The sequence below is a fragment of the Methylophilus sp. Leaf416 genome, assembly GCF_001424665.1.
Lineage (GTDB): Bacteria > Pseudomonadota > Gammaproteobacteria > Burkholderiales > Methylophilaceae > Methylophilus.
On record NZ_LMQS01000001.1, the window covers coordinates 758,220 to 779,333 of the forward strand.

Consider the following 21,114-nt stretch of genomic DNA (forward strand, 5'->3'; position numbering starts at 1 on the left):
AAATCAATTCAATCAAGAGTTTAAGCGTAGAAACTTGGGGTTGGATAATTGCCGTTCAGCGCCCAATCCCCCAGGTCTTTCAGTTTGTAATCCACCGGGTCGTGTAAGGTGTATACCCGCAAGTTGCGCCAGTACCTGTCCATGCGCAGTTTGGCCGTGGTGGCCCTGGCACCTGCAACCTCGAATATGCGCGTCGTCACATCCAGGCCGGATTTTGTCGCATTCACCTTGGCGGAAAACACCGCCAGCGCCAGTTCACCCCTGGTTTTTTCATCCAGGGACAGATCTTTTTCCCAGGCCAGGTCAAGCAAAGCGGCTGCGTGGTCCGCAATGATGGCAGAGGCATGCAGACCGGCCCAGAATTCGCCGTAATGCAGCAGCGTAAACGGGTCCTGGTGTATGGTTTGCGCCAGCGAGCCAGACCAGACGCGGCTGTTGCTGCTGGTGTATTTGACGCCTTCTTCCAACGCGCCTTCGGCAATGCCAATGTAGATATTGGTGAATATCAATTGCGCGACCAGCGAGCGCAGGCTGGCAAAAGAAGAACTCAGCGGACCCGGATCAATCAGTAATTCGCCATCTTCGACCAATAGCTGCTCAAACTCTGCACTTCCACTGTCGGTCTGGCGCTGGCCGATATTGTCCCAATCGCCTTTCAGGTGTATGCCCTTACGCTGAGTAGGTACCGCCGCCACCAGGAACTTGCCGGTATTTTCCTCAATGGCGGAGACAATCATGTAGTCCGAATCCATAGAGCCCGAGCAAAAACTTTTCTGGCCGGTGAATTCATAACCACCGGGAATCTTGCGTGCAATGGTGCGGTTATCCAGCGGATTGAGCGCGTTGCCCCACCACAAATTATGGCTGGCGGTTAACCGGTAATAGTGCTGCCATTGATCATCACTGGCGTACAGGCGGATAGAAGTCAGCATCAGGAACTGGAAGGCAAATACCTGGGCGATGGAACTGTCGACGCGGGCGATCTGGCGGATGATGGTATAGATTTCCTGCCAGTTGCCACCCAGGCCGCCATAGGTTTGCGGGATGAGTAATTTCAATAACCCGCTATCGCGAACCGCCTGCCTTTGCTCGTAAGGCGTGCCGCCTGCCGCATCGCGCTCTACCGCTGTTTTGGCTAAATAGGCAACCAGTTGCTGCGTAACTTGCTGCGGGTTGCCACTAAACGCAATGCCATGCTGATTAAAAGTGTCCTTCTTTAATGTACCGCCGTTCAATGCTATTTCTTTGGATTCATCTTTCTGGCGGGCGTTAACTGCAAGTGTCATTACTTTCCCCTACGCCGCATGTTTAACCGGTCTGGCCGCGCCAAAGGGCCCGGTCATGTTGGTGTTGATACTCACCTCGGCTTCTACCCTGGGCTGCACCGGCAATAGCGGGAACAACAACTCGGCGACGCGGTAAGACTCTTCCAGATGCGGATAGCCGGAGAAGATAAAGTAATCAATCCCTAGCGATTGATACTCTTTGATCCTGTCAGCCACTTCCTGTGGGTTACCTACCAGCGCAGTACCCGCGCCGCCGCGCACCAAACCTACCCCTGCCCACAAATTGGGAGACACTTCCAGCTTGTCACGCAGACCCTGATGTAATTCGGTCATTTTCTTTTGCGCGACTGAATCAAAATTCGCAACTGCTGCCTGTGCAGCAGCAATCGTGTCATCGGTCACATGCGAGATTAAATCCTCGGCTGCCGCCCAGGCTTGCTCACTGTTTTCGCGCACAATCACATGCAGGCGGATACCGAAGCGGATACTGCGCCCCTGCTGTGCCGCCGCCTCGCGAATCACGCGGATTTTTTCCGCTACCGCTGCCGGTGGCTCGCCCCAGGTCAAATGCACATCCACATGCTTGCTGCTCAGTGCAATGGCTGCTTCAGAAGCACCACCGATAAATAATGGCGGATAAGGCTTTTGCAGGCTGCCGGTGGGCAGGCTGGCACCTTTCACGCGCAAGTAATCGCCTTCAAAATCAACCACTTCTTCTGCCAGTACTGCACGCCAGATAGATAAAAATTCTTCCGCTTCTGCATAGCGCTCGTCATGGGCAAGAAAGCTGCCTTCGGCCTGCTGCTCTGCCGGGTCGCCACCAGCCACTACATTGATCAGCAAACGCCCCCCGGAAATGCGGTCCAGGGTGGAGGCCATCCTGGCGGACACCACTGGGGATATAAATCCAGGACGGGTTGCCACTAAAAATTTGAGTTGTTTGGTTTCATTGATCAGGGCAGAAGAAATCACCCAGGCGTCTTCGCAGGAACGTCCGGACGGAACCAACACCCCACCAAACCCAAGCCTGTCGGCTGCCTGTGCAATTTGTTTTAAATAAGAGAATGTTGCCGGCCTGGCACCCTTGCTGGTGCCTAGGTAACGCTGGTCACCATGTGTGGGTAAAAACCAGAAGATTTCCATGATAGTGCTTTCCTTCACTCGTGCTACAGATTGAGTGAACAATTGCAAAGAGCATGCCATAAATAAAAATCAATCAATTCAGTCACTTAAATAATAGAAATTCAATGTTGCTGGATAAGCAGCACAATCAACCGGGGTGCTGCTGTATCAGCAGCATAGTTGCTGATACAGCAGCAGATGTGGTTTTAATAAGAAATACAGAGTTATTTGATTGCCACAACCGCAACCTATCTATAAATAAATAAGCTATTGTTTTATATATACTTATTGCCAATATCAACACACTATTAAAGCAGAGGCATGCTGAAAATCAGCACTCAATTGAGTTGGCACAAATCCTGCTGAATATTCCAGCATAAGCAATAAGCTGGATATAACTTTTGAATATAAATCAATTTGCCCTCATACCCACAGTGCACCTGAGTGATGGGTTGGAACCTTTGGCGGTAGCGAGACTATTGGCTGATTCATTTGCACTGACCGCAGTGGAGCGTGATCATCGCGGTGGCACACCAAAATTTGAACGTGATGCGTTGCGCAACAGCGGCCTGCTGTCGTTAATCATTCCGCAGCAATATGGTGGCTATGGTGCCAACTGGCAGGAAACCTTGCTGGTAGTACGTGAGTTTGCCAAGGTGGATAGTTCGATTGCGCATGTGTATGGCTTTCAACACCTGATGCTGGCAACTGTGCGCCTGTTTTCGCGGCCTGACCAATGGGAACGCTGGTTTGAGCAAACTGCACAACTGGACTGGTTCTGGGGTAATGCACTTAACCCTTTAGATGACAGGACGATTTCCAAATCGTACGCGCACTGGCATGAGTTTTCCGGCAAGAAAAGTTTTTGTTCCGGCGCGCTGGATTCGGAAATGCTAATTGCATCGGCTATCAAGAAAACAGATGGCGAATTGGTGATTGCGGCTATTCCCACGTTGCGGACGGGTATTACCATCATGGATGACTGGGACAATATCGGCCAGCGCCAAACTGATAGCGGCACCGTGAATTTCGAGAAAGTACGCGTTGAAGAAAACGAACTGCTGACCGAGCCGGGGCCACTCAGCAACCCTTTTGCATGTTTAAGGCCGCTGATCGCGCAATTGATCCTGACCAATATTTACCTGGGCATTGCAGAAGGCGCTTTTAATGATGCGCAAAACTACACCTTGCACGAAGCCAGGCCATGGAAGAATTCTAACGTGGCTTTGACTAGTGAAGATCCTTATATCCTCAGCCATTATGGCGAGTTTTGGGTGAGCCTGGAGGCCACACGTGCGCTGACCAACCTGGCGGCAGAAAAACTGGATAACGCCTGGGCAAAAGAACTGGCATTAACTGAAGAAGAGCGTGGCCTGGTAGCAATCAGCATCAGTGCCGCCAAAGTGCTGGCTACCCGCACCGGCCTGGATATTACCAGCCGCATGTTCGAAGTCGCGGGCTCAAGGGCAACACATGCAGGCTTGAGACTGGACCGGCATTGGCGTAACCTGAGAACACATACCCTGCATGACCCCATAGATTACAAAATCAAGGAGCTGGGTGAATGGGCGCTGAATGGCAGCTTCCCTAACCCTACATTTTACTCATGAAAATTATGGACAAATTTATCGAGCAACTGGATTACGCGAATGATGTGACCACCCGCGAGAACGAAAAGAAGCTGCTGACGCTGCCGAATTCGCGTTCGCTGACGACCTCTATCCGTGCCACGGCGCAGGTGTTTGAAGACCCTAAATCTATCGCACTGCTGAGCCGCATCAATCAGATCGCGCCCAGTGATGCTAATGTACTGATCATAGGGGAAACGGGTACCGGCAAGGAACTGATCGCCAGGCATGTGCATGAACTGAGCAACCGTAAAGGCAAACCGTTTGTCGCGGTGAATTGCGGCGCGTTTTCTGAAACCCTGGTTGAAAGCGAACTATTCGGCCATGAGAAAGGTGCGTTTACCGGCGCCTTTGTTGCGAAAGCAGGCTGGTTTGAAGCGGCTAATGGCGGGACACTGTTCCTCGATGAAATTGGCGATTTACCGCTCAACATCCAGGTCAAATTGCTGCGTGTGTTGCAAGAGCGCGAAGTCGTCCGCCTTGGCGCCCGAAAATCGACACCGATTGATGTGCGTTTGGTGGCGGCTACTAATGTCCGGCTGGAGGAAGCAGTACAGGCGGGGAATTTCCGGGAAGATTTATTCTATCGCTTACGCGTTGCCCACCTGGAATTACCAACCTTAAGAAACCGCCCTGGCGATATACTGCCGCTGGCTGAGTACTTCGTCGGTGAATACACCCGCCGCCTGGGTTATTCAGAAATCCGCCTGGATGACTCCGCCAGGCAGAAACTGCTACAGCACAGCTGGCCAGGCAACATCCGTGAACTGGAAAATGTCATCCACCACTCGCTGCTCATCTGCAAAAACAATCTGGTACGTAGCGAAGATCTGCACCTGTCCTCCATCCAATTGCACCGCCAGAAATCCGAACAGCAAGTGCAACATCAGGCTGAAGCAGATGTTCTGGAAGAAGCCTTCGACCAGTTATTTGAGTCAGGCAAAGAGGATTTGTATACCTATTTTGAAGACGCGTTCGTCAAAGCCGCCTATGACCATTGCCACCAGAATCAGGTGCAAACCGCCAAATTACTCGGCGTCAGCAGAAATGTAGTAAGGGCCAAGCTGATCAAAATGGGAGCCATTAATGCGCTTAGATGATTTGCAGCCAGCATTAGAGGCCGAGCGCATCACCCTGAAAGCGACTTCGAAATTACCCACGCAATACGGCGAATACCTGTTGCATGTGTTTGAAGACGCGCAAACCCATATTGAACATATCGCATTGGTGCTGGGTGATATTGCAGGCAAAAACAACGTGTTAACCCGCGTGCATTCAGAATGCCTGACGGGTGACGTGTTTTCATCGCAACGCTGCGATTGCGGGGACCAGTTCAAACTTGCGCAGACACTAATCCAGCAAGAAGAAAAAGGCGTCATCATCTACTTGCGCGGCCAGGAAGGCAGAGGCATAGGTATAACCAACAAGATACTGGCTTATGCACTACAAGATAGCGGGCTGGACACCGTGGACGCCAACCTTAAACTAAACCTGCCGGTGGATAGCAGACAATATGAAGCCGCTGCTGTCATTTTAAAAAAACTCAGTATCGCTTCCATCACCCTGCTCACTAATAATCCAGGAAAGGTCTCATCGTTGCTTTCCCATAAAATCGTGATTGATAAAATCCGACCTTTGCAGACAGAAGTGAACGCCTCGAATCAATCCTATTTGTATACTAAGAAATTAAAATTGGGACATGTGCTATCGATATAAAACAATCAAACTCTATAACTTGATTGATTAAGGCAGTCTGCAACGCCATGATTCCAGAAGCGTAAGCATGCCCTCCTACGCAACCAACCCAAGAAAAGCCAAATTGGCCCTACTCATATAAATCCTTACTGAAACCTTAAAAACACCAGTCACGATTTGGCATTTGAGACAGCCATGGTAATAACTATCTGTGTAGAATCATAAAAATTTATGTCTTATAAAAAAATGACTCGAACACTTTTATATATTTTATCGATAACTTTAAGCGTTCTTATTGGAGTTTCAGGGATGACTATGAAATCTATCCCACCTTGATCGAGATTTTGCCAATAAGTTTGTCGAGGGTGACAGGATAGTCACGCACACGAACACCTGTGGCATTGTAAATGGCGTTCGATACTGCTGCAGCCACACCACAGATACCCAACTCCCCGACGCCTTTGGCTTTCATAGGGGATGAGATAGGATCAGTTTCTTCCAGGAAAATCACTTCCTGGTGCGGAATGTCTGCATGTACTGGGACTTCATAACCCGCCAGGTCATGATTCACAAAATAACCATAGCGCTGGTCGACCTCCAGTGACTCCATCAAAGCAGCCCCTACCCCCATGGTCATCGCGCCAATCACCTGGCTACGTGCCGTTTTTGGATTAAGGATGCGCCCGGCTGCGCAAACGGCTAACATACGGCGAATCCTGGTTTCGCCGGTGTAAGCATCCACAGCAACCTCTACAAAATGTGCACCAAAGGTGGACTGCTGGTATTTTTTATCAAGATCACCGAATTCAATCGTATCTTCAGCGTTTATACCTTGGCTGCCCGCCAATTCCGCCAGAGTAAAGCTCTTTGAGCCATGAAGGATTTTCTCATCAGCAAAAACAGCACTCTCGATATTGAAATTTGCTTTTTGCGCGATGGCTTCCCGCAATTTGACACAGGCAGCATACACACCTGAAGTAGAACTGTTACCGCCCCACTGACCGCCTGAACCAGATGAAACCGGAAAATTCGAGTCGCCAAGTCTGACATTGACCTTTGCTAAAGGCACGCCCATCATTTCCGCCGCCGTTTGGGCAATGATGGTGTAGCTGCCGGTACCGATGTCCGTCATGTCAGTTTCAACAGTCAAATAGCCACGCCGATCCAGACGTATGCGCGCAGCTGATTTCGTGACGATGTTATCCCGATAAGCGGATGCGACTCCCAATCCAATCAACCAGCGGCCTTCACGCAATACCCCAGGCTTAGCTTTTCGTTTGCTCCATCCAAATTGTTTAGCGCCAGTTTGGAAGCACTTCACCAGTTGGCGTAAGGAAAATGGTGGATGAGGATTTGGTGGCTCTTTTTCTTCAGTTTTTTTGGATTGTGAATCTGTCGATGAAGGTTTAGCAGGAGAGTCCGGAACAGTTTGAGTGTCATTCCTGATGCGGAACTCAATGGGATCCATGCCTAATTTCTCTGCCATTTCATCCATGGCGATTTCCAGCGCCGCCAGCCCGGAAGCCTCGTTTGGCGCACGCATGGCGTTGGCTTCAGGTAGATCCAGCCTGGACACGCGATTCGAGGTCATCCGGTTTGCTCCCGCATACAGGGAGCGCGTCTGGAATGCGCCGGCCTCAGGCCCGCCCTCCGGCAAGTTGCCCGACCAGCTTTCATGGCCGATAGCGGTAATCAGTCCATCTTTATTAGCGCCAATGCGTATGCGCTGAATCGTTGCGGAACGGTGCGTTGTATTGTTAGGGATCAAAGCGCGCTGCAAACTCACTTTCACGGGGCGTTGTGCGGCCCTGGCTGCAAGGGCGGCCATTAAGGCATCAGAGCGCAAAAATAATTTGGCACCAAATCCACCACCGATATACGGGGATATCACCCGCACTTTTTCCTTGGCAATGCCGAGAGTCTTCGCCATATCTCCAACCGCCCAATCGATCATCTGATTAGAGGTCCATAGTGTTAACTGGCCGCCATCCCAGGCTGCAATCGTGGCATGCGGTTCCATCATCGAATGCGATTCATGGGAGGTGGAGTAAGTCGCATCCAACTTTAAAGATGATGATGCAAAAGCGGCGTCGAAATTACCTACGGCACTCTCACCCGCTGTACCCGTATCATCTGTGGGGACGCCTTTGGGCTTTTCTTTTTCCAGGTCATAATAGCCCTTGGATCGCTCATACTTAACCTGGATCAGGTGAGCGGCAGCCCGGGCTTGTTCAAAGGTTTCGGCCACCACAATGGCGATAGCCTGGTGATAGTGCTGAATTTCTGGGCCACCCAGCAACAGGGCTGTATTGAATTTACCTTTAGCGAGCTTTCCCGCATTTTGGTAAGTCACGATTGTGATTACGCCAGGATAAGCTTTGGCAGCTGATAAATTAAGTGAGGTAATGTGGCCTTTTGCAATACTCGATCCAAGTATGTAACCATAGGCCTGGTTTGCGATAACGTCATTCCGGTCATAGGCATAAGGCGCGGTGCCAGTGGTTTTGAGCGGGCCATCAATGCGGGAAACGGGCTGACCCACCACTTTCAGCTGGTCTATAGGGTTATTGGTTGCCGGGGTATCGAATTTCATGGTTATGCCTTCGCTTCATTGATGACCGACGCTAGCGTACGTTCCACCAGGGACACTTTAAATGCATTGTCATGTGTGGTACGCGCATTTGCCAACAACTTAGCCGACACTGCTTTGGCCCCTTTCGGCAAAGCCCGCTCAGCTTCCTCAACGCGCCAGGGCTTATGTGCCACGCCGCCTAGCGCCACTCTGCCTGATCCGTCTCGTTGAATAATGGCTGCAACAGATACAAGAGCAAAGGCATAAGATGCGCGGTCCCTTACTTTCCGGTAAATGTGAATGCCTCCAACAGGCGGCGGAAGTGTCACCGCAGTGATCAATTCCCCCTTCTCCAGCGTATGTTCAATCTGGGGTGTATTACCAGGTAACCTGTGCAACTCAGCAATAGGTATTGATCGGGTTGACCCGTTCGAACGAACAGTCTCAATCGTCGCATCCAATACCCGCATGGCAACAGCCATGTCGCTCGGATGAGTAGCAATACATTGATCACTCACGCCTACAATCGCATGATTGCGGCTATATCCACCAAGTGCCGCACAGCCAGTGCCGGGCTCCCGTTTGTTACAGGGCAGATTGGTATCATAAAAATAAGGACAGCGAGTACGCTGTAATAAGTTACCAGCCGTGGTTGCCTGATTTCTCAGTTGACCGGAGGCGCCTGCAAGCAAGGCTCTTGAAAGGACGCCATATTTGCGCCGCACAATGTCATGCGCAGCAAGGTCTGTATTGCGCACCAGGGCACCGATTCGTAAACCACCATCGGTGGTAGGTTCAATTTTATCCAAGCCAAGGTCATTGATATCAATTAAATGGCCAGGGGTCTCTACCTGCAATTTCATTAAATCGAGGAGGTTAGTCCCGCCTGCTATGAATTTCGAATTACTGATACGTGCTGCTTTGACAGCTGCATCAACCGGTAAATTGACTCTCTCATAAGTAAATGCTTTCATCTGGATACCCCGGCAACTTCTGTGATGGCTTCCTGGATATTTGAATAAGCACCACAGCGGCATAAATTACCGCTCATGCGTTCTCTGAACTCAATAGTGCTCATCTCAATTGGGTGTGTCAGATCCTCCGTGACATGACTCGGTATCCCGGCTTTGATCTCATCAAGCATCGCAACTGCGGAGCAGATTTGTCCCGGAGTACAGAATCCGCATTGATAGCCATCGTGCTTGATGAAAGCAGCCTGCATCGGATGTAGATTATTCGGAGTACCCAAACCTTCAATCGTTGTGATGTCGTGGCCTTCTTGCATCACGGCAAGGGTCAGGCATGAAGCGATACGTCGTCCGTCTACGATCACGGTACAAGCGCCACACTGGCCTTGATCACAGCCTTTTTTCGTCCCGGTGAGATGCAATCGCTCCCGCAGGGCGTCAAGTAGCGTAGTTCGTGAATCAACCAGTAACTGGTGCTCACTGCCATTCACTTTCAATAAGACATTCACCTTGGAAGGCTCGGTAGTCTGTGAAGGCTGGATAACTGATCTGGCTTCAGCTTCTGTCGCAATTTTGGCAACCGCTATCGCTCCACTTGAAGCGGCAGTATTTCTTATGAATTTACGTCTGTTTGGATCGAATTCAGCCATTCTTCACTTCCTTGAAAAAGAGATTGCCGGATTAATCAATACTATTCGCGACACCTAGAGTGATAGATAAGAGTAGATTAAGTTCCTGTTCGATACAGCGGAGACAGGAATGAGAAGAATGCAGCCCGGAAAATCTGATAGAAAATAAATAACAATCTAAGACATTCATTATTTTAAAGCCCCAGAAACAAAGGTCCTGAAGACAAGTATTTACTTACGGGTATTTGAAAAGTAATTAAAGATTTCAAATTTTCTGCACTTGAAATTTGCTAGAAAAATAACTGACCCCTAGAATTGATTCTTCACATAAATAATGAATTGTCTGTAATCGGCGCTACAGCAAATGTTTGCCTGCCCACAAATTTTTTTAATTTCCCCTCTTGAAATGTGGCTTTATACCCCAAATTAGCAATCAAGGTGCGCGAGTGCTAAAATGCGTGCTGCAACTCAACGTTGGTTATTTTTTATTAAAACGCTTCCCAAATAATACTTTAGGAATACAAGGAGACTTTTATGAGTATTCGTCCATTGCATGATCGAGTGATTGTTAAACGCGCCGCTGAAGAGCGCACAACCGCTTCTGGTATTGTGATTCCAGACAGCGCAACTGAAAAACCTGATCAAGGCATTGTGCAAGCCGTTGGTAACGGTAAAAAAGATGACAACGGCAAATCTATTCCGTTGGACGTAAAAGTGGGCGACAAAGTGTTGTTCGGCAAATACTCCGGTCAAGCAGTTAAGGTCGATGGCGAAGAGCTGTTGGTTATGCGCGAAGAAGACATCATGGCGATTGTTGAGTAATTCTGACCGCTTTGAAGGCGATTCTGCTTGCAGCATCCCTTTTTCAGCGCTTCATGATTAGACACAATTTCTGGTAAAAACTAATTGAATATTAAGCATTTAGGAGAATTTAAATGGCAGCTAAAGACGTAAGATTTGGTGATGACGTTCGCCAAAAAATGGTAAACGGTGTCAACGTATTGGCTAACGCAGTGCGCGTGACTTTGGGCCCTAAAGGCCGCAATGTGGTGTTGGAGCGTTCATTCGGCGCGCCTACTATCACTAAAGATGGTGTATCTGTTGCCAAAGAAATCGAATTGAAAGACAAGTTCGAAAACATGGGCGCACAGATGGTGAAAGAAGTGGCTTCTAAAACCAATGACATCGCCGGTGACGGTACAACTACTGCCACAGTGTTGGCACAAGCGATCATTCGCGAAGGCATGAAATCTGTAGCGGCTGGTATGAACCCGATGGACCTGAAGCGCGGTATCGATAAAGCAGTTGAAGCTGCTGTGGCTGACCTGGCTGCACAATCCAAGCCATGTACAACCAGCAAGGAAATTGCACAAGTAGGTGCGATTTCTGCTAACTCCGATAGCTCAGTTGGCCAGATCATTGCTGATGCAATGGACAAAGTGGGTAAAGAAGGCGTGATCACTGTTGAAGACGGTTCAGGCCTGACCAATGAATTAGATGTAGTTGAAGGTATGCAGTTTGACCGCGGTTACCTGTCTCCTTACTTCATCAACAATCCAGAGCGTCAAATTTCGTTGCTGGACAATCCTTTCGTGTTATTGCACGACAAAAAAATCTCTAACATCCGTGACCTGTTGCCTACACTGGAGCAAGTGGCTAAAGCTGGCCGTCCATTGCTGATCATTTCAGAAGATGTAGATGGCGAAGCACTGGCTACCCTGGTGGTGAACAACATCCGCGGCATCCTGAAAACCACTGCTGTGAAAGCACCTGGTTTTGGTGACCGTCGTAAAGCCATGTTGGAAGACATTGCTGTGTTGACCGGTGGTACCGTTATTTCTGAAGAAGTTGGCCTGAAACTGGAAAGTGTTCAACTGACTGACTTGGGCCAAGCGAAACGCATCGAAGTGGGTAAAGAAAACACCATCATCATTGACGGCGCTGGCAACGAAGAAACCATCAAAGCGCGTATCGGCCAGATCAAAACTCAAATCGAAGAAGCGACTAGCGACTACGACCGTGAAAAACTGCAAGAACGCGTAGCCAAACTGGCTGGTGGTGTTGCTGTGATCAAGGTTGGCGCGACGACTGAAATCGAAATGAAAGAGAAAAAAGCCCGCGTGGAAGATGCTTTGCATGCAACACGTGCTGCGGTTGAAGAAGGTATCGTAGCTGGTGGTGGCGTGGCGCTGATCCGTGCCCGTGATGCGATTGCTAAAGTCAAAGGTGAGAACCTGGACCAGGAAGCAGGCGTGAAAATTGTTCTGCGCGCGGTTGAAGAGCCATTGCGCCAGATCACGCAAAACGCTGGTGTTGAGCCATCTGTAGTCGTGAACAATGTAGCGGCTGGCAAAGGCAACTACGGTTACAACGCTGCTAACGAAACTTACGGCGACATGATCGAAATGGGCATTCTGGACCCAACTAAAGTAACCCGTTCTGCATTGCAGAATGCCGCTTCAGTCGCTGGCTTAATGCTGACGACGGATTGCATGGTTGCTGAGTTGCCTAAAGAAGATGCGCCAGCGATGCCGGATATGGGTGGTATGGGTGGCATGGGCGGTATGATGTAATTTTGCATTTAAGCAGTTCAGTGATACTGCGTTGCGCAAGTCTTGCCATACTAAAATGTATTGTCTTCGACTTGCGCGCCTTGTCTCACTTTCGTGCTTAACGCAAAATGCCCTAAGTAGCATTTCAGACAAAACCCGCTTTGGCGGGTTTTGTTTTATAGGCTTTCTCGGACATAATTACGCATTATGTTGTCGATACAAAGCAACATCCTCAAATCACGAAAGAACCCTTAATGACAATCGAATTGAAAACTCTGACCCAACGCCTGAGCTACATCGTGGGTGAAAACCTGGCTCACCAGCTCAAGAATGATAATCTTGAGCTGGATGCAGACGTGGTTGCGCTTGCTGTCCGCGATGTGATGACAGACCAGCCATCCCGTTTATCGAATGAAGAAAAGCAAAGCGCGGTTGAGCAGGTACAGAAAGAAAGCCAGGCAAAACAAGTGGCTGCACAGGCAAAAAACAAGGCTGATGGCGTGGCTTACCTGGCTGAGAATGCTAAAAAAGAAGGCGTGACAACTACTGAGAGCGGCCTGCAATATAAAGTACTGGTGACTGGCAATGGTGCAAAACCTGTCCCTAGCGATCGCGTAAAAGTGCATTACAGAGGCACGCTGATCGATGGCACCGTATTTGATAGCTCTTATGACCGTGGTGAACCTATCGTTTTCCCGGTGACCGGTGTGATTTCTGGCTGGGTAGAAGGCTTGCAGTTAATGCAGGTTGGCAGCAAATTCGAGCTGACCATCCCTTCTGAACTGGCTTATGGTGCTAACGGTAGCGGCCCGGTGATTGGTCCGGATGCGACGCTAGTATTTGAAGTTGAGTTGTTGGGTATCGAATAACTGCTTTAAACGAGACAAATTAGTGCAGAAAAACCCGCCAAGGCGGGTTTTTTCATTATCTCAGCTTTAAATCAGTCACTGCTAATAAGCTGACTCAAGTGCGGCTGGATTTAGGCTTGAATACGTAGAAAAGGTTAGGCTCGCTGACGATATATACATTGCCTTCATCATCGATGGAAACGCCTTCGGCTTGCGGGACATTTTCGTGCAATCCGTGAAAGCCTTTCCATAAGGCTAATGACCCCAGCGTTTGCCCTTGTTCGTTAAACTGCTTGATCAATTTGGATTCATCACTGAGCAAAAAGAAATGACCAGTACGCTCATGATAGGTCACAGAAGACAAATCCCTTAGTGCCCATTTTAACGCGGGATCAAATTGTGTCATCCGCTGCACTTCTATCTGGCTCTGTTTGTCTTCATTCGGCTCATACAAACCCGTCACAGACATCACATACTTTGGATCACGCTCTTTGACGACGATCAGCCGGTGGTGCACGCTATCCCACGTTACTCCCTCAAAATTCTTGTTACCACGCTCGTTCATGCCAAACTTCAGCAACCGTGCATCCTTGATTGAGAGTTCACGCGTCTCCGGTTTTATTTGCAGTAGCCAGAGTTTGCTTTCGCGCTCATCTGCCACGACATAATAATCTTTCTCCAGGTGTGAGATGCCTTCGAGGTCGTCAGTGCCGTGGACTTTGATTTCGCGGATAGGTTTGCCATCGCGGGTTAACTCTACAATCATGCTCATATCATTGAGCACGGTAAACAATGTGCCTGTTTCATTATTGAACGCCAGGCCAGAAGCATTTTTGTAATCAGCGAGCTGCTTGCCTTCGATGGCTACCTCATATTCGGATAGATCGAGGCCATGATGATCATGATGAGTGAATTGATGCCACACATGCCAGGCCAGCGCTTCGGCCTTCATGACATACAGGGTGGAGGCGATGGACGCAATGATCGCCAGAGTAAAGCCTGCTTTTAACAACTTTGTTTTACTAAACTGCAAAATAATCTTCTCATTCATTTGAGCTAACTACTTGACTGCGCACGCTATTGTTAGTTCCTGGTTTTATAGGACATTTACATGACAAGGATGCGATACGGTGCAATAGCCCGCGACAGGATTAGCTGGAAAAATTTTAAACAGGATCTAAGTGCCTGTGAAGCACTTAGATGAATTCATTAAAAATAAACAAATTCTAGAAACTGGACTGGAATGACTGGCAAATGAATCAGGCAGATTCCTGGCGTTGACCACGGCCTAATAGAGCACTGACGGCGTCTTGCGCGGTTTTTTGATTAGTCAGCAACTGATTCACTTCAAAAGTAATTGGCATCTCGACATGAATAACCTCAGCGCGCCGCATTACTTCCCGTGCTGTATTCACACCCTCAGCGACATGTCCGAGACCGGCCAGAATGCTTTCCAGTGATTTCCCTGAAGCCAGTTGCAATCCTACTTCACGGTTGCGGGAATATTGGCCGGTACACGTCAGGATCAGGTCACCTGCCCCGGCCAGACCCATAAAGGTATCAGCTTTAGCACCTAAAGCCATGCCAAAGCGGGTAATTTCAGCAAGGCCACGGGTAATCATGGCTGCGCGTGCATTATTACCAAAACCCATACCATCTGAGATGCCGGCGGCAATTGCCATCACGTTTTTCACTGCACCACCCACTGAGGCACCAATGACATCAGTGCTGTTGTATACACGCAGACAGCTTCCATGGATTAACTGCGCGGCTTCTTGGGCAAGTTCTGTATGGTTGGCCGCGAGCGTAATCGCGGTTGGCAAGCCACGTACCAGTTCAGCGGCAAAACTGGGGCCGCTTAATACGCCCCAAGGGTAACCACTGCCCAGTTCTTCCTGTGCCACTTCAAAAGGCAGTTTTGCAGTTTGTGGCTCCAAGCCCTTATTGGCCCAGATCAAAGGCTGGCTTATTCCCAACGCTTTCAGCTGTTGCAAAATCGGACGGAAACCCGCAGTCGGCACCACAGATAAAATCAAATCTGATTTAGCAACGGCTGTTGCGAGGTCATCTTCAACGGTCAGTTTTTCAGGGAAAGGGAATTCACCCAGGTAGAGGGGGTTGGCGCGCGCTTTACGCATACCGGAAACGTGACCACTATTACGCGCCCACAGCACCACTTCATGCCGTAATGCGATATGCATGGCAAGCGCGGTACCCCAGGCACCTGCACCCAAAACTGCGACTTTACTCATTTACATTTATCCAGAAAAAACAGGCCATCACTGACCTATTTTTTTGCTTAAATAAAATAGTCTTAAAAATTAATTAGGCGCGCCAGCGGCTTGGGCAGCCTGCTGTTGCTGTTGCAGGTACAACGCTTCAAAATTGATAGGGTTCAGCAATACTGGCATGAAACCGGCACGTGTCACCATATCGGAAATTGCTTCGCGCGCGTATGGGAACAGGATGTTAGGGCAAGCTACTGACAGGATAGGTTCAAGATTTTCTTGCGGAACATTACGGATCGCGAAAATGCCGGATTGGTTAACTTCTACCAGGAATGCAGTTTTGTCTTCAATTTTAGCAGTCACCGTCACCTTGATAGACACATTGAAAATGCCATCCTGTACTTGCTCAACCGCATTGCCCAACTCTACGTTGATTTGCGGGGTAGTACGCTCGGTGAAAATTGCTGGTGCATTTGGCACTTCGATGGATGCATCGTGCACGTACAGTTTTTCAATACTGAAAACTGGACCTGCGTTTTGTTCTGCTTGGTTTTGTGGTTCCTGAGCCATGAATCGTCCTTATAATATCTACGCAAAGCCGCTATTCTAACTGGTCATCCACGGCCTGACTATGTGTTTTTTGTGAAGGTTTTGATCTGGATTTCAATCCCGACATCAGGCCGCCAGCAATGGATCCAACTCACCGCGTACATCCAGTGCATGCAAATCATCAAAACCACCTACATGTCGCTCATCAATGTAGATTTGCGGCACGGTGCGGCGACCGGTTTTCTCCATCATTTCTGCGCGCAGTTCAGGTTGTAGATCTATACGGATTTTTTCAATCTCGGTCACACCCTTGTTGCGCAGCAAACGTTCGGCATTGATGCAATAAGGGCAGACTGCCGAGGTATACATCATTACTTTTGCCATGATTCCCTTTCCAACTTCACTTTAATGATTGTTCAAAGATTACTCAGCTGTTATTTTCCCAGAGGCATCTTGGCTTCAATCCAGGCCTGCATACCGCCTTTTAACTGATGCAATGCCGAAAACTGCTTTTCCCGGAGTACTTTCACCGCTGCGCGAGTACGGTTGCCCCGCTCGCAGACCAGCAATACCGGTTTGTCCTTGAACTTCTCCAGCTCTGCTACGCGGGTTGCCAATTGCGACAACGGGATATTGCGCGCGCCTTGCAAGTGCCCTTGCTTGAATTCATCAGGCTCGCGCACATCCAGAACCAAAACCTGCTTGCGGCTCATCAGCATCACCGCTTCAGTGACTGTTAGCAATGTGCTACCCGCTGCAGAGCGGTTTAACAGTGGAAATAGTAGAGCCACGCCTGAGCCAATTGCCAGCCCGATTAATAGTACATTTTCTTTAAAGAATTCCACTTGATCTTTTACCTAAGCTTGTTGTCGAACCTGTCGCCCGCATCACCGTTGTTAGGTATGCGCCGCCAGCGGTTGCGATTATAATAGAGTAATTCTTGAATCCGACTTTCAGTCACCACATTTAAACGGTAAGCCATGTCAATTAAACCTGTTATTTTACTGATTCTGGATGGCTTCGGTCATAGCGAAATCCCGGAGCACAATGCAGTACTGCAAGCCAACACACCTAATCTGGATCAACTCAAGGCTCATTATCCCCATGGGCTGATTAACGCCTCTGAACATTACGTTGGCCTGCCCGCAGGGCAAATGGGTAACTCTGAAGTAGGCCACCTGAATATTGGGGCAGGACGTATCGTTTTTCAAGACTTTGAGCGCATAAACAATAGCATCAGCAGTGGCGAGTTTTATAAACTGCCAACACTGGTCAACACCATGCAAACCGTCAAAGCTAACGACAAAGCTCTGCATATCCTGGGATTGCTGTCCGATGGCGGGGTCCATAGCTACCAGCCGCATATCCATGCATTAATCGAAATGGCTAAACAGCAAGGCCTGAACAAGGTTTACATCCATGCATTCCTCGACGGTCGAGATACCCCGCCTAAAAGTGCTCAACCCAACCTTGAAGCGCTGGAAAAAGAGCTGAAACTGCAAGGCGTGGGCAAGGTTGCCACAGTAGGTGGCCGTTTTTATGGCATGGATAGAGACAAGCGCTGGGAACGCGTTTCAGTCGCTTATGAATTACTGGTGAATGGTGTAGCAGAGTATGTCGCGCCGGACAGCCTGACTGCCTTGCAACAGGCTTATGCGCGCGATGAAAGTGACGAGTTTGTTAAATGTACGGCTATCAGAAACGCTGATGATGCGCCTGTGCGCATGGAAGATGGCGATGCGCTAGTGTTCATGAATTTCAGGAGTGACCGCGCGCGCCAACTCACTGATGCGTTGCTGAAACCAGACTTTGATGGCTTTGCGCGTAGCCGTGTGCCTGCATTTAGCCACTATTTGACACTTACGCAATATGATAAAAACCAGCGTTTGGCGCAACCTATTTTTGCACCTTTCACTGTGCCGAACACATTTGGCGAATATGTAGCCAACCTCGGCCTCAAACAATTACGGATTGCCGAAACCGAAAAATATCCGCATGTGACCTTCTTTTTTAACGGTGGCGAAGAAACCGTATTTACGGGTGAAGACCGCATTCTGGTGCCCTCCCCCAAGGTGGCCACTTACGATTTGCAACCGGAAATGAGCGCCCCTGAGCTCACCGACAAACTGGTGGCTGCTATTGAGTCCAGGCAGTACCAGGCGGTGATTTGCAATTATGCCAATGGTGATATGGTCGGCCATACCGGCAACCTGCAAGCGGCGATTAAAGCCGTTGAAACGCTGGATACATGCGTGGGCAGAGTCGTCGCAGCAGCACAAAAAAGCGGGGCCGAAGTCATCATCACTGCCGACCACGGCAATGCCGAAAGCATGTTTGATCACGACAGTGCCCAAGCGCATACCCAACATACCACTAATCTCGTGCCGTTCATTTACATTGGCCGCTCGGGGAAAGTAAATGAAAGTGGCGCGCTGTCTGATATTGCACCGACGTTACTGAAATTAATGGGTTTGCCAAAACCGGCAGAAATGACTGGTGAAAGCCTGGTTACATTGAATGAAGCAGCCTAAGCAAACTTTGTTGGTGCATGCCTGATATCCTGTTAGTTCGCCCCCTTTTGCGCAGATTGTTTTCAGCATCGGCCCTCCTTGCCCTGTTCATGGCCGCGCCGATCATGGCTGTGGCTGCGAACAATGACAAGGCTGAGGCAGCCAAAGGTGATCTGGAACAGGTCAAAGAAAAAATCCAGCAACTGGCCAATGCCATCAAAGCTTCGCAACTGGCGAAACAGGATGCCAATGAAGCTTTAAAAGCCTCTGAGACCGCCATCAGTGCTTCACGTAAAAAGCTACGCGAAATCCAGGATGCGCAGCAGGAAAATCGTGGCAAGTTGCAAGACCTGCAAAAACAAATGTCTTTGCTACAAAGGCAAGTGAACCAGCAACGCGAGTTGCTTAGTCAGCAGCTAAATCAGCAATATCGTCATGGCAATAATAGTCCGTTGCAGATGCTGTTACAGCAACAAGACCCGGCCAATACCACACGTAATCTGAAATATCTCGGTTACTTGACAGCTGCACACCAGCAGCAAATACAATCCCTGCAGGATAACCGTGACGCTATTGAACGCGTGCGCGCCGCTACCACTGAACAGCTGCATGAAACTGACCGGCTGGCGAATCAATATACCGAAACCACGCATAAACTGGTGAATGAAAAATCAAAGCGTGCCGAGGCACTGACCCAGCTTTCCAAACAGATCGAAACTCAGGAGCAGCAACTGGTGCGCCTGAAAAAAGATGAGGAAGCGTTATCCAGGCTATTCCAGCGACTGGCGGCAGAAGCAAAAAAACGTGAGCAGGAAGCAATCGTCCGCGCCAAACGTGAAAAGGAAGCAGCTGCCAAACGCTCAGCCGAACTTGCACGCAAGAAGAAAGCTAGTGGCCGCACGTTTGAACACTCTTCACAAGCCAAGGTAGATGCGCAGAAAGGCGATGATAGTGAATCGGAATCTCAGAGCAATACTGTAGTTGCAAAAAATGAGACCTTGCCTGAATACAACGCGTCTAAAGAAAATTTTGCTCAATTGCGTGGCCGGTTACGCTTGCCTGCACGCGGCGAAGTGATCAATCGATTCGGCAGCGCACGTGCAGATACCGGTGTCAACTGGAAGGGACTGTTTATACGCGCCAAAGAAGGCAGCGAGGTTAAATCTGTCGCCGGCGGGCAAGTGGTGTTTGCCGACTGGATGCGCGGGTTTGGTAACCTGATTGTCATTGACCACGGCAATGGCTATATGAGCCTGTATGGCAATAATGAAGCGCTGTATAAATCTTCAGGCCAGGCGGTCAAAAGTGGAGATACGATTGCTGCGGTCGGTAACAGTGGTGGCAATGCCGAGAATGGCGTGTATTACGAATTGCGCCGCAACAGCATTCCGTTTGATCCGCTGCAATGGAGCAGCGTCCGTTAACGCACAAGGCTAGACTTGGTTTGGCTAAACTGGGTGCGAATTTCATTCTCACAACCCGCATTCTTTGAATAAGCTATTGGAAATAATATTGATGGGTGGTGAAGTGCTTAGGGCTAACAGTCCCGCACTAAAAAGAAGTCTAAAAATAGAAGTTTAAGACTTTGGGAAGAACATCGAAGCCTTTACACATCAGATGAAACACTGTGCAACAGACTTCGAATGGTATATCTATTCATCAACTAGCAACTCATAGGGAGTTGCCAGGCTCAACAAGGTTATTCTGCTTTAGGTGCTTCATCAGCAGGAATTTCTGGCTGTGGTGTATTAGCAAGCGCAGCTTCTGACTGCTTTTCCAACTCTTCCTTAGAAATGGTAATACCAGGCACGCGTTCATTTTCTGCAGGCTCATAGCCACCGCCGCCGCTAGACTTTGCTGGGGCAGGTGTATCAGCCGCAGCGGCCGGGGTTGCCTCTGCTGCGGGGGCTGCTGTTTCAGGTGCGGGGGCTTCTTCTTTTCCACACGCCACCAGGCCCAACGCCAAAATAAATGTCAGCAAGTAAGTATTCCATCTCATAAGTTTCTCCTTTTATTACTTCATTATAAAATTATAGGTACTGCAAAAAACGACTGGCTATTCGCCAATCACATGCATCAACACCCGCCTGCGGGCTGGCTGATGTCTATGTTCAAACAGGAAAATTCCCTGCCATTGCCCTAGTGCCACTCCGCCGTCAATCACAGGAATAGACAAACTGGTTTGCGTTAATGCGGTTCTCACATGGGCAGGCATATCATCTGGCCCTTCCACTCTGTGTATAAACAAATCGTCACCATCCGGCGCGATTCGGTTAAAAAATGCTTCCAGATCTACCAATACATCACTGTCATAATTTTCATTGACCAGCAAACTGGCGGAAGTATGCTGAATATATAAAGTCAGTAAGCCGCTTTGTATCCCTGACTGCTTTATCCATTGCACCACTTGCGGCGTAATGTCGTACAAACGTCTACCTTGTGCATTAATTGAAAGTGTTTCATGAAGCTGTTTCATGCCGGTTTCCGCTATCAAAAAACTTAATTATACTGGCTCAAGACTAAGCGA

At 49.1% G+C, this 21,114-nt stretch carries 20 protein-coding genes; 8 read left to right on the forward strand and 12 right to left on the reverse strand.

The window, feature by feature from the left end; all coding sequences use genetic code 11:
- Positions 1 to 20: 20 nt before the first annotated feature.
- The gene (locus tag ASG34_RS03680; protein ID WP_082504784.1) at positions 21 to 1,286 is read right to left on the reverse strand and encodes an acyl-CoA dehydrogenase family protein; all 1,266 of its coding nucleotides are present in this window, start codon (positions 1,284 to 1,286) and stop codon (positions 21 to 23) included.
- 9 nt (positions 1,287 to 1,295) lie between these two features.
- Positions 1,296 to 2,429: an FMNH2-dependent alkanesulfonate monooxygenase gene (gene ssuD, locus ASG34_RS03685; protein WP_055826587.1), complete on the reverse strand. Its 1,134-nt coding sequence runs from the start codon at positions 2,427 to 2,429 to the stop codon at positions 1,296 to 1,298.
- A 380-nt stretch (positions 2,430 to 2,809) separates the two neighbouring features.
- On the opposite strand from ssuD, the gene ASG34_RS03690 reads away from it, so the two are divergent.
- From ASG34_RS03690 to ribA, 3 genes are read left to right on the forward strand one after another with little or no spacing between them, the layout of a single operon-like run.
- Positions 2,810 to 4,018, forward strand: coding sequence for an acyl-CoA dehydrogenase family protein (locus ASG34_RS03690; protein ID WP_055826590.1), 1,209 nt, complete (start codon positions 2,810 to 2,812; stop codon positions 4,016 to 4,018).
- A gap of 5 nt (positions 4,019 to 4,023) precedes the next feature.
- The gene (locus tag ASG34_RS03695; RefSeq protein ID WP_055827354.1) at positions 4,024 to 5,136 is read left to right on the forward strand and encodes a sigma-54 interaction domain-containing protein; all 1,113 of its coding nucleotides are present in this window, start codon (positions 4,024 to 4,026) and stop codon (positions 5,134 to 5,136) included.
- Complete coding sequence (ribA, locus tag ASG34_RS03700; protein ID WP_055826592.1) at positions 5,123 to 5,752, forward strand: GTP cyclohydrolase II; 630 nt, start codon at positions 5,123 to 5,125, stop codon at positions 5,750 to 5,752. The genes ASG34_RS03695 and ribA overlap by 14 nt, the downstream gene beginning before the upstream one ends.
- Positions 5,753 to 6,053: 301 nt before the next feature.
- On the opposite strand, the gene ASG34_RS03705 is transcribed toward ribA, so the two are convergent.
- From ASG34_RS03705 to paoA, 3 genes are read right to left on the reverse strand one after another with little or no spacing between them, the layout of a single operon-like run.
- On the reverse strand, positions 6,054 to 8,324 hold the full coding sequence (locus ASG34_RS03705; RefSeq protein ID WP_055826594.1) for a xanthine dehydrogenase family protein molybdopterin-binding subunit: 2,271 nt from the start codon (positions 8,322 to 8,324) through the stop codon (positions 6,054 to 6,056).
- A 2-nt stretch (positions 8,325 to 8,326) separates the two neighbouring features.
- Entirely contained in the window at positions 8,327 to 9,340 is a 1,014-nt protein-coding gene (locus ASG34_RS03710; RefSeq protein ID WP_327037584.1) for an FAD binding domain-containing protein, read from the reverse strand.
- Positions 9,274 to 9,921: an aldehyde dehydrogenase iron-sulfur subunit PaoA gene (paoA, locus tag ASG34_RS03715; RefSeq protein ID WP_055826599.1), complete on the reverse strand. Its 648-nt coding sequence runs from the start codon at positions 9,919 to 9,921 to the stop codon at positions 9,274 to 9,276. The genes ASG34_RS03710 and paoA overlap by 67 nt, the downstream gene beginning before the upstream one ends.
- A gap of 513 nt (positions 9,922 to 10,434) precedes the next feature.
- Between paoA and ASG34_RS03720 the strand changes: the two genes are divergently transcribed.
- From ASG34_RS03720 to ASG34_RS03730, 3 genes are all read left to right on the forward strand, one after another.
- The gene (locus ASG34_RS03720; protein WP_055826602.1) at positions 10,435 to 10,722 is read left to right on the forward strand and encodes a co-chaperone GroES; all 288 of its coding nucleotides are present in this window, start codon (positions 10,435 to 10,437) and stop codon (positions 10,720 to 10,722) included.
- 113 nt (positions 10,723 to 10,835) lie between these two features.
- Complete coding sequence (groL, locus tag ASG34_RS03725) at positions 10,836 to 12,473, forward strand: chaperonin GroEL (protein ID WP_055826605.1); 1,638 nt, start codon at positions 10,836 to 10,838, stop codon at positions 12,471 to 12,473.
- 233 nt (positions 12,474 to 12,706) lie between these two features.
- The gene (locus ASG34_RS03730) at positions 12,707 to 13,321 is read left to right on the forward strand and encodes an FKBP-type peptidyl-prolyl cis-trans isomerase (RefSeq protein ID WP_055826609.1); all 615 of its coding nucleotides are present in this window, start codon (positions 12,707 to 12,709) and stop codon (positions 13,319 to 13,321) included.
- Between the two features lie 94 nt (positions 13,322 to 13,415).
- On the opposite strand, the gene ASG34_RS03735 is transcribed toward ASG34_RS03730, so the two are convergent.
- From ASG34_RS03735 to ASG34_RS03755, 5 genes are all read right to left on the reverse strand, one after another.
- Positions 13,416 to 14,351 (reverse strand): SdiA-regulated domain-containing protein, encoded by a 936-nt coding sequence (locus tag ASG34_RS03735; protein ID WP_082504785.1) that lies wholly within the window; start codon positions 14,349 to 14,351, stop codon positions 13,416 to 13,418.
- Between the two features lie 208 nt (positions 14,352 to 14,559).
- Positions 14,560 to 15,552 carry an NAD(P)H-dependent glycerol-3-phosphate dehydrogenase gene (locus tag ASG34_RS03740; protein ID WP_055826612.1) on the reverse strand — a complete coding sequence of 331 codons (993 nt, stop codon included), beginning with the start codon at positions 15,550 to 15,552 and terminating at the stop codon, positions 14,560 to 14,562.
- 69 nt (positions 15,553 to 15,621) lie between these two features.
- Positions 15,622 to 16,098 carry a protein-export chaperone SecB gene (gene secB, locus ASG34_RS03745; protein ID WP_055826615.1) on the reverse strand — a complete coding sequence of 159 codons (477 nt, stop codon included), beginning with the start codon at positions 16,096 to 16,098 and terminating at the stop codon, positions 15,622 to 15,624.
- A gap of 105 nt (positions 16,099 to 16,203) precedes the next feature.
- On the reverse strand, positions 16,204 to 16,461 hold the full coding sequence (grxC, locus tag ASG34_RS03750; RefSeq protein WP_055826622.1) for a glutaredoxin 3: 258 nt from the start codon (positions 16,459 to 16,461) through the stop codon (positions 16,204 to 16,206).
- Positions 16,462 to 16,511: 50 nt separating this feature from the next.
- Positions 16,512 to 16,868, reverse strand: a complete 357-nt coding sequence (locus tag ASG34_RS03755; RefSeq protein ID WP_235559651.1) for a rhodanese-like domain-containing protein — start codon at positions 16,866 to 16,868, stop codon at positions 16,512 to 16,514.
- 189 nt (positions 16,869 to 17,057) lie between these two features.
- On the opposite strand from ASG34_RS03755, the gene gpmI reads away from it, so the two are divergent.
- Complete coding sequence (gene gpmI, locus ASG34_RS03760) at positions 17,058 to 18,608, forward strand: 2,3-bisphosphoglycerate-independent phosphoglycerate mutase (RefSeq protein ID WP_055826627.1); 1,551 nt, start codon at positions 17,058 to 17,060, stop codon at positions 18,606 to 18,608.
- An 89-nt stretch (positions 18,609 to 18,697) separates the two neighbouring features.
- Entirely contained in the window at positions 18,698 to 20,011 is a 1,314-nt protein-coding gene (locus tag ASG34_RS03765; protein ID WP_235559652.1) for a murein hydrolase activator EnvC family protein, read from the forward strand.
- A 275-nt stretch (positions 20,012 to 20,286) separates the two neighbouring features.
- Here the strand turns inward: ASG34_RS03765 and ASG34_RS03770 are convergent, their stop codons facing one another.
- Together ASG34_RS03770 and ASG34_RS03775 are read right to left on the reverse strand one after the other, a co-directional pair.
- Positions 20,287 to 20,586, reverse strand: a complete 300-nt coding sequence (locus ASG34_RS03770; RefSeq protein WP_055826632.1) for a hypothetical protein — start codon at positions 20,584 to 20,586, stop codon at positions 20,287 to 20,289.
- A 57-nt stretch (positions 20,587 to 20,643) separates the two neighbouring features.
- Positions 20,644 to 21,063, reverse strand: a complete 420-nt coding sequence (locus tag ASG34_RS03775; protein WP_055826634.1) for a secondary thiamine-phosphate synthase enzyme YjbQ — start codon at positions 21,061 to 21,063, stop codon at positions 20,644 to 20,646.
- Positions 21,064 to 21,114: the final 51 nt, after the last annotated feature.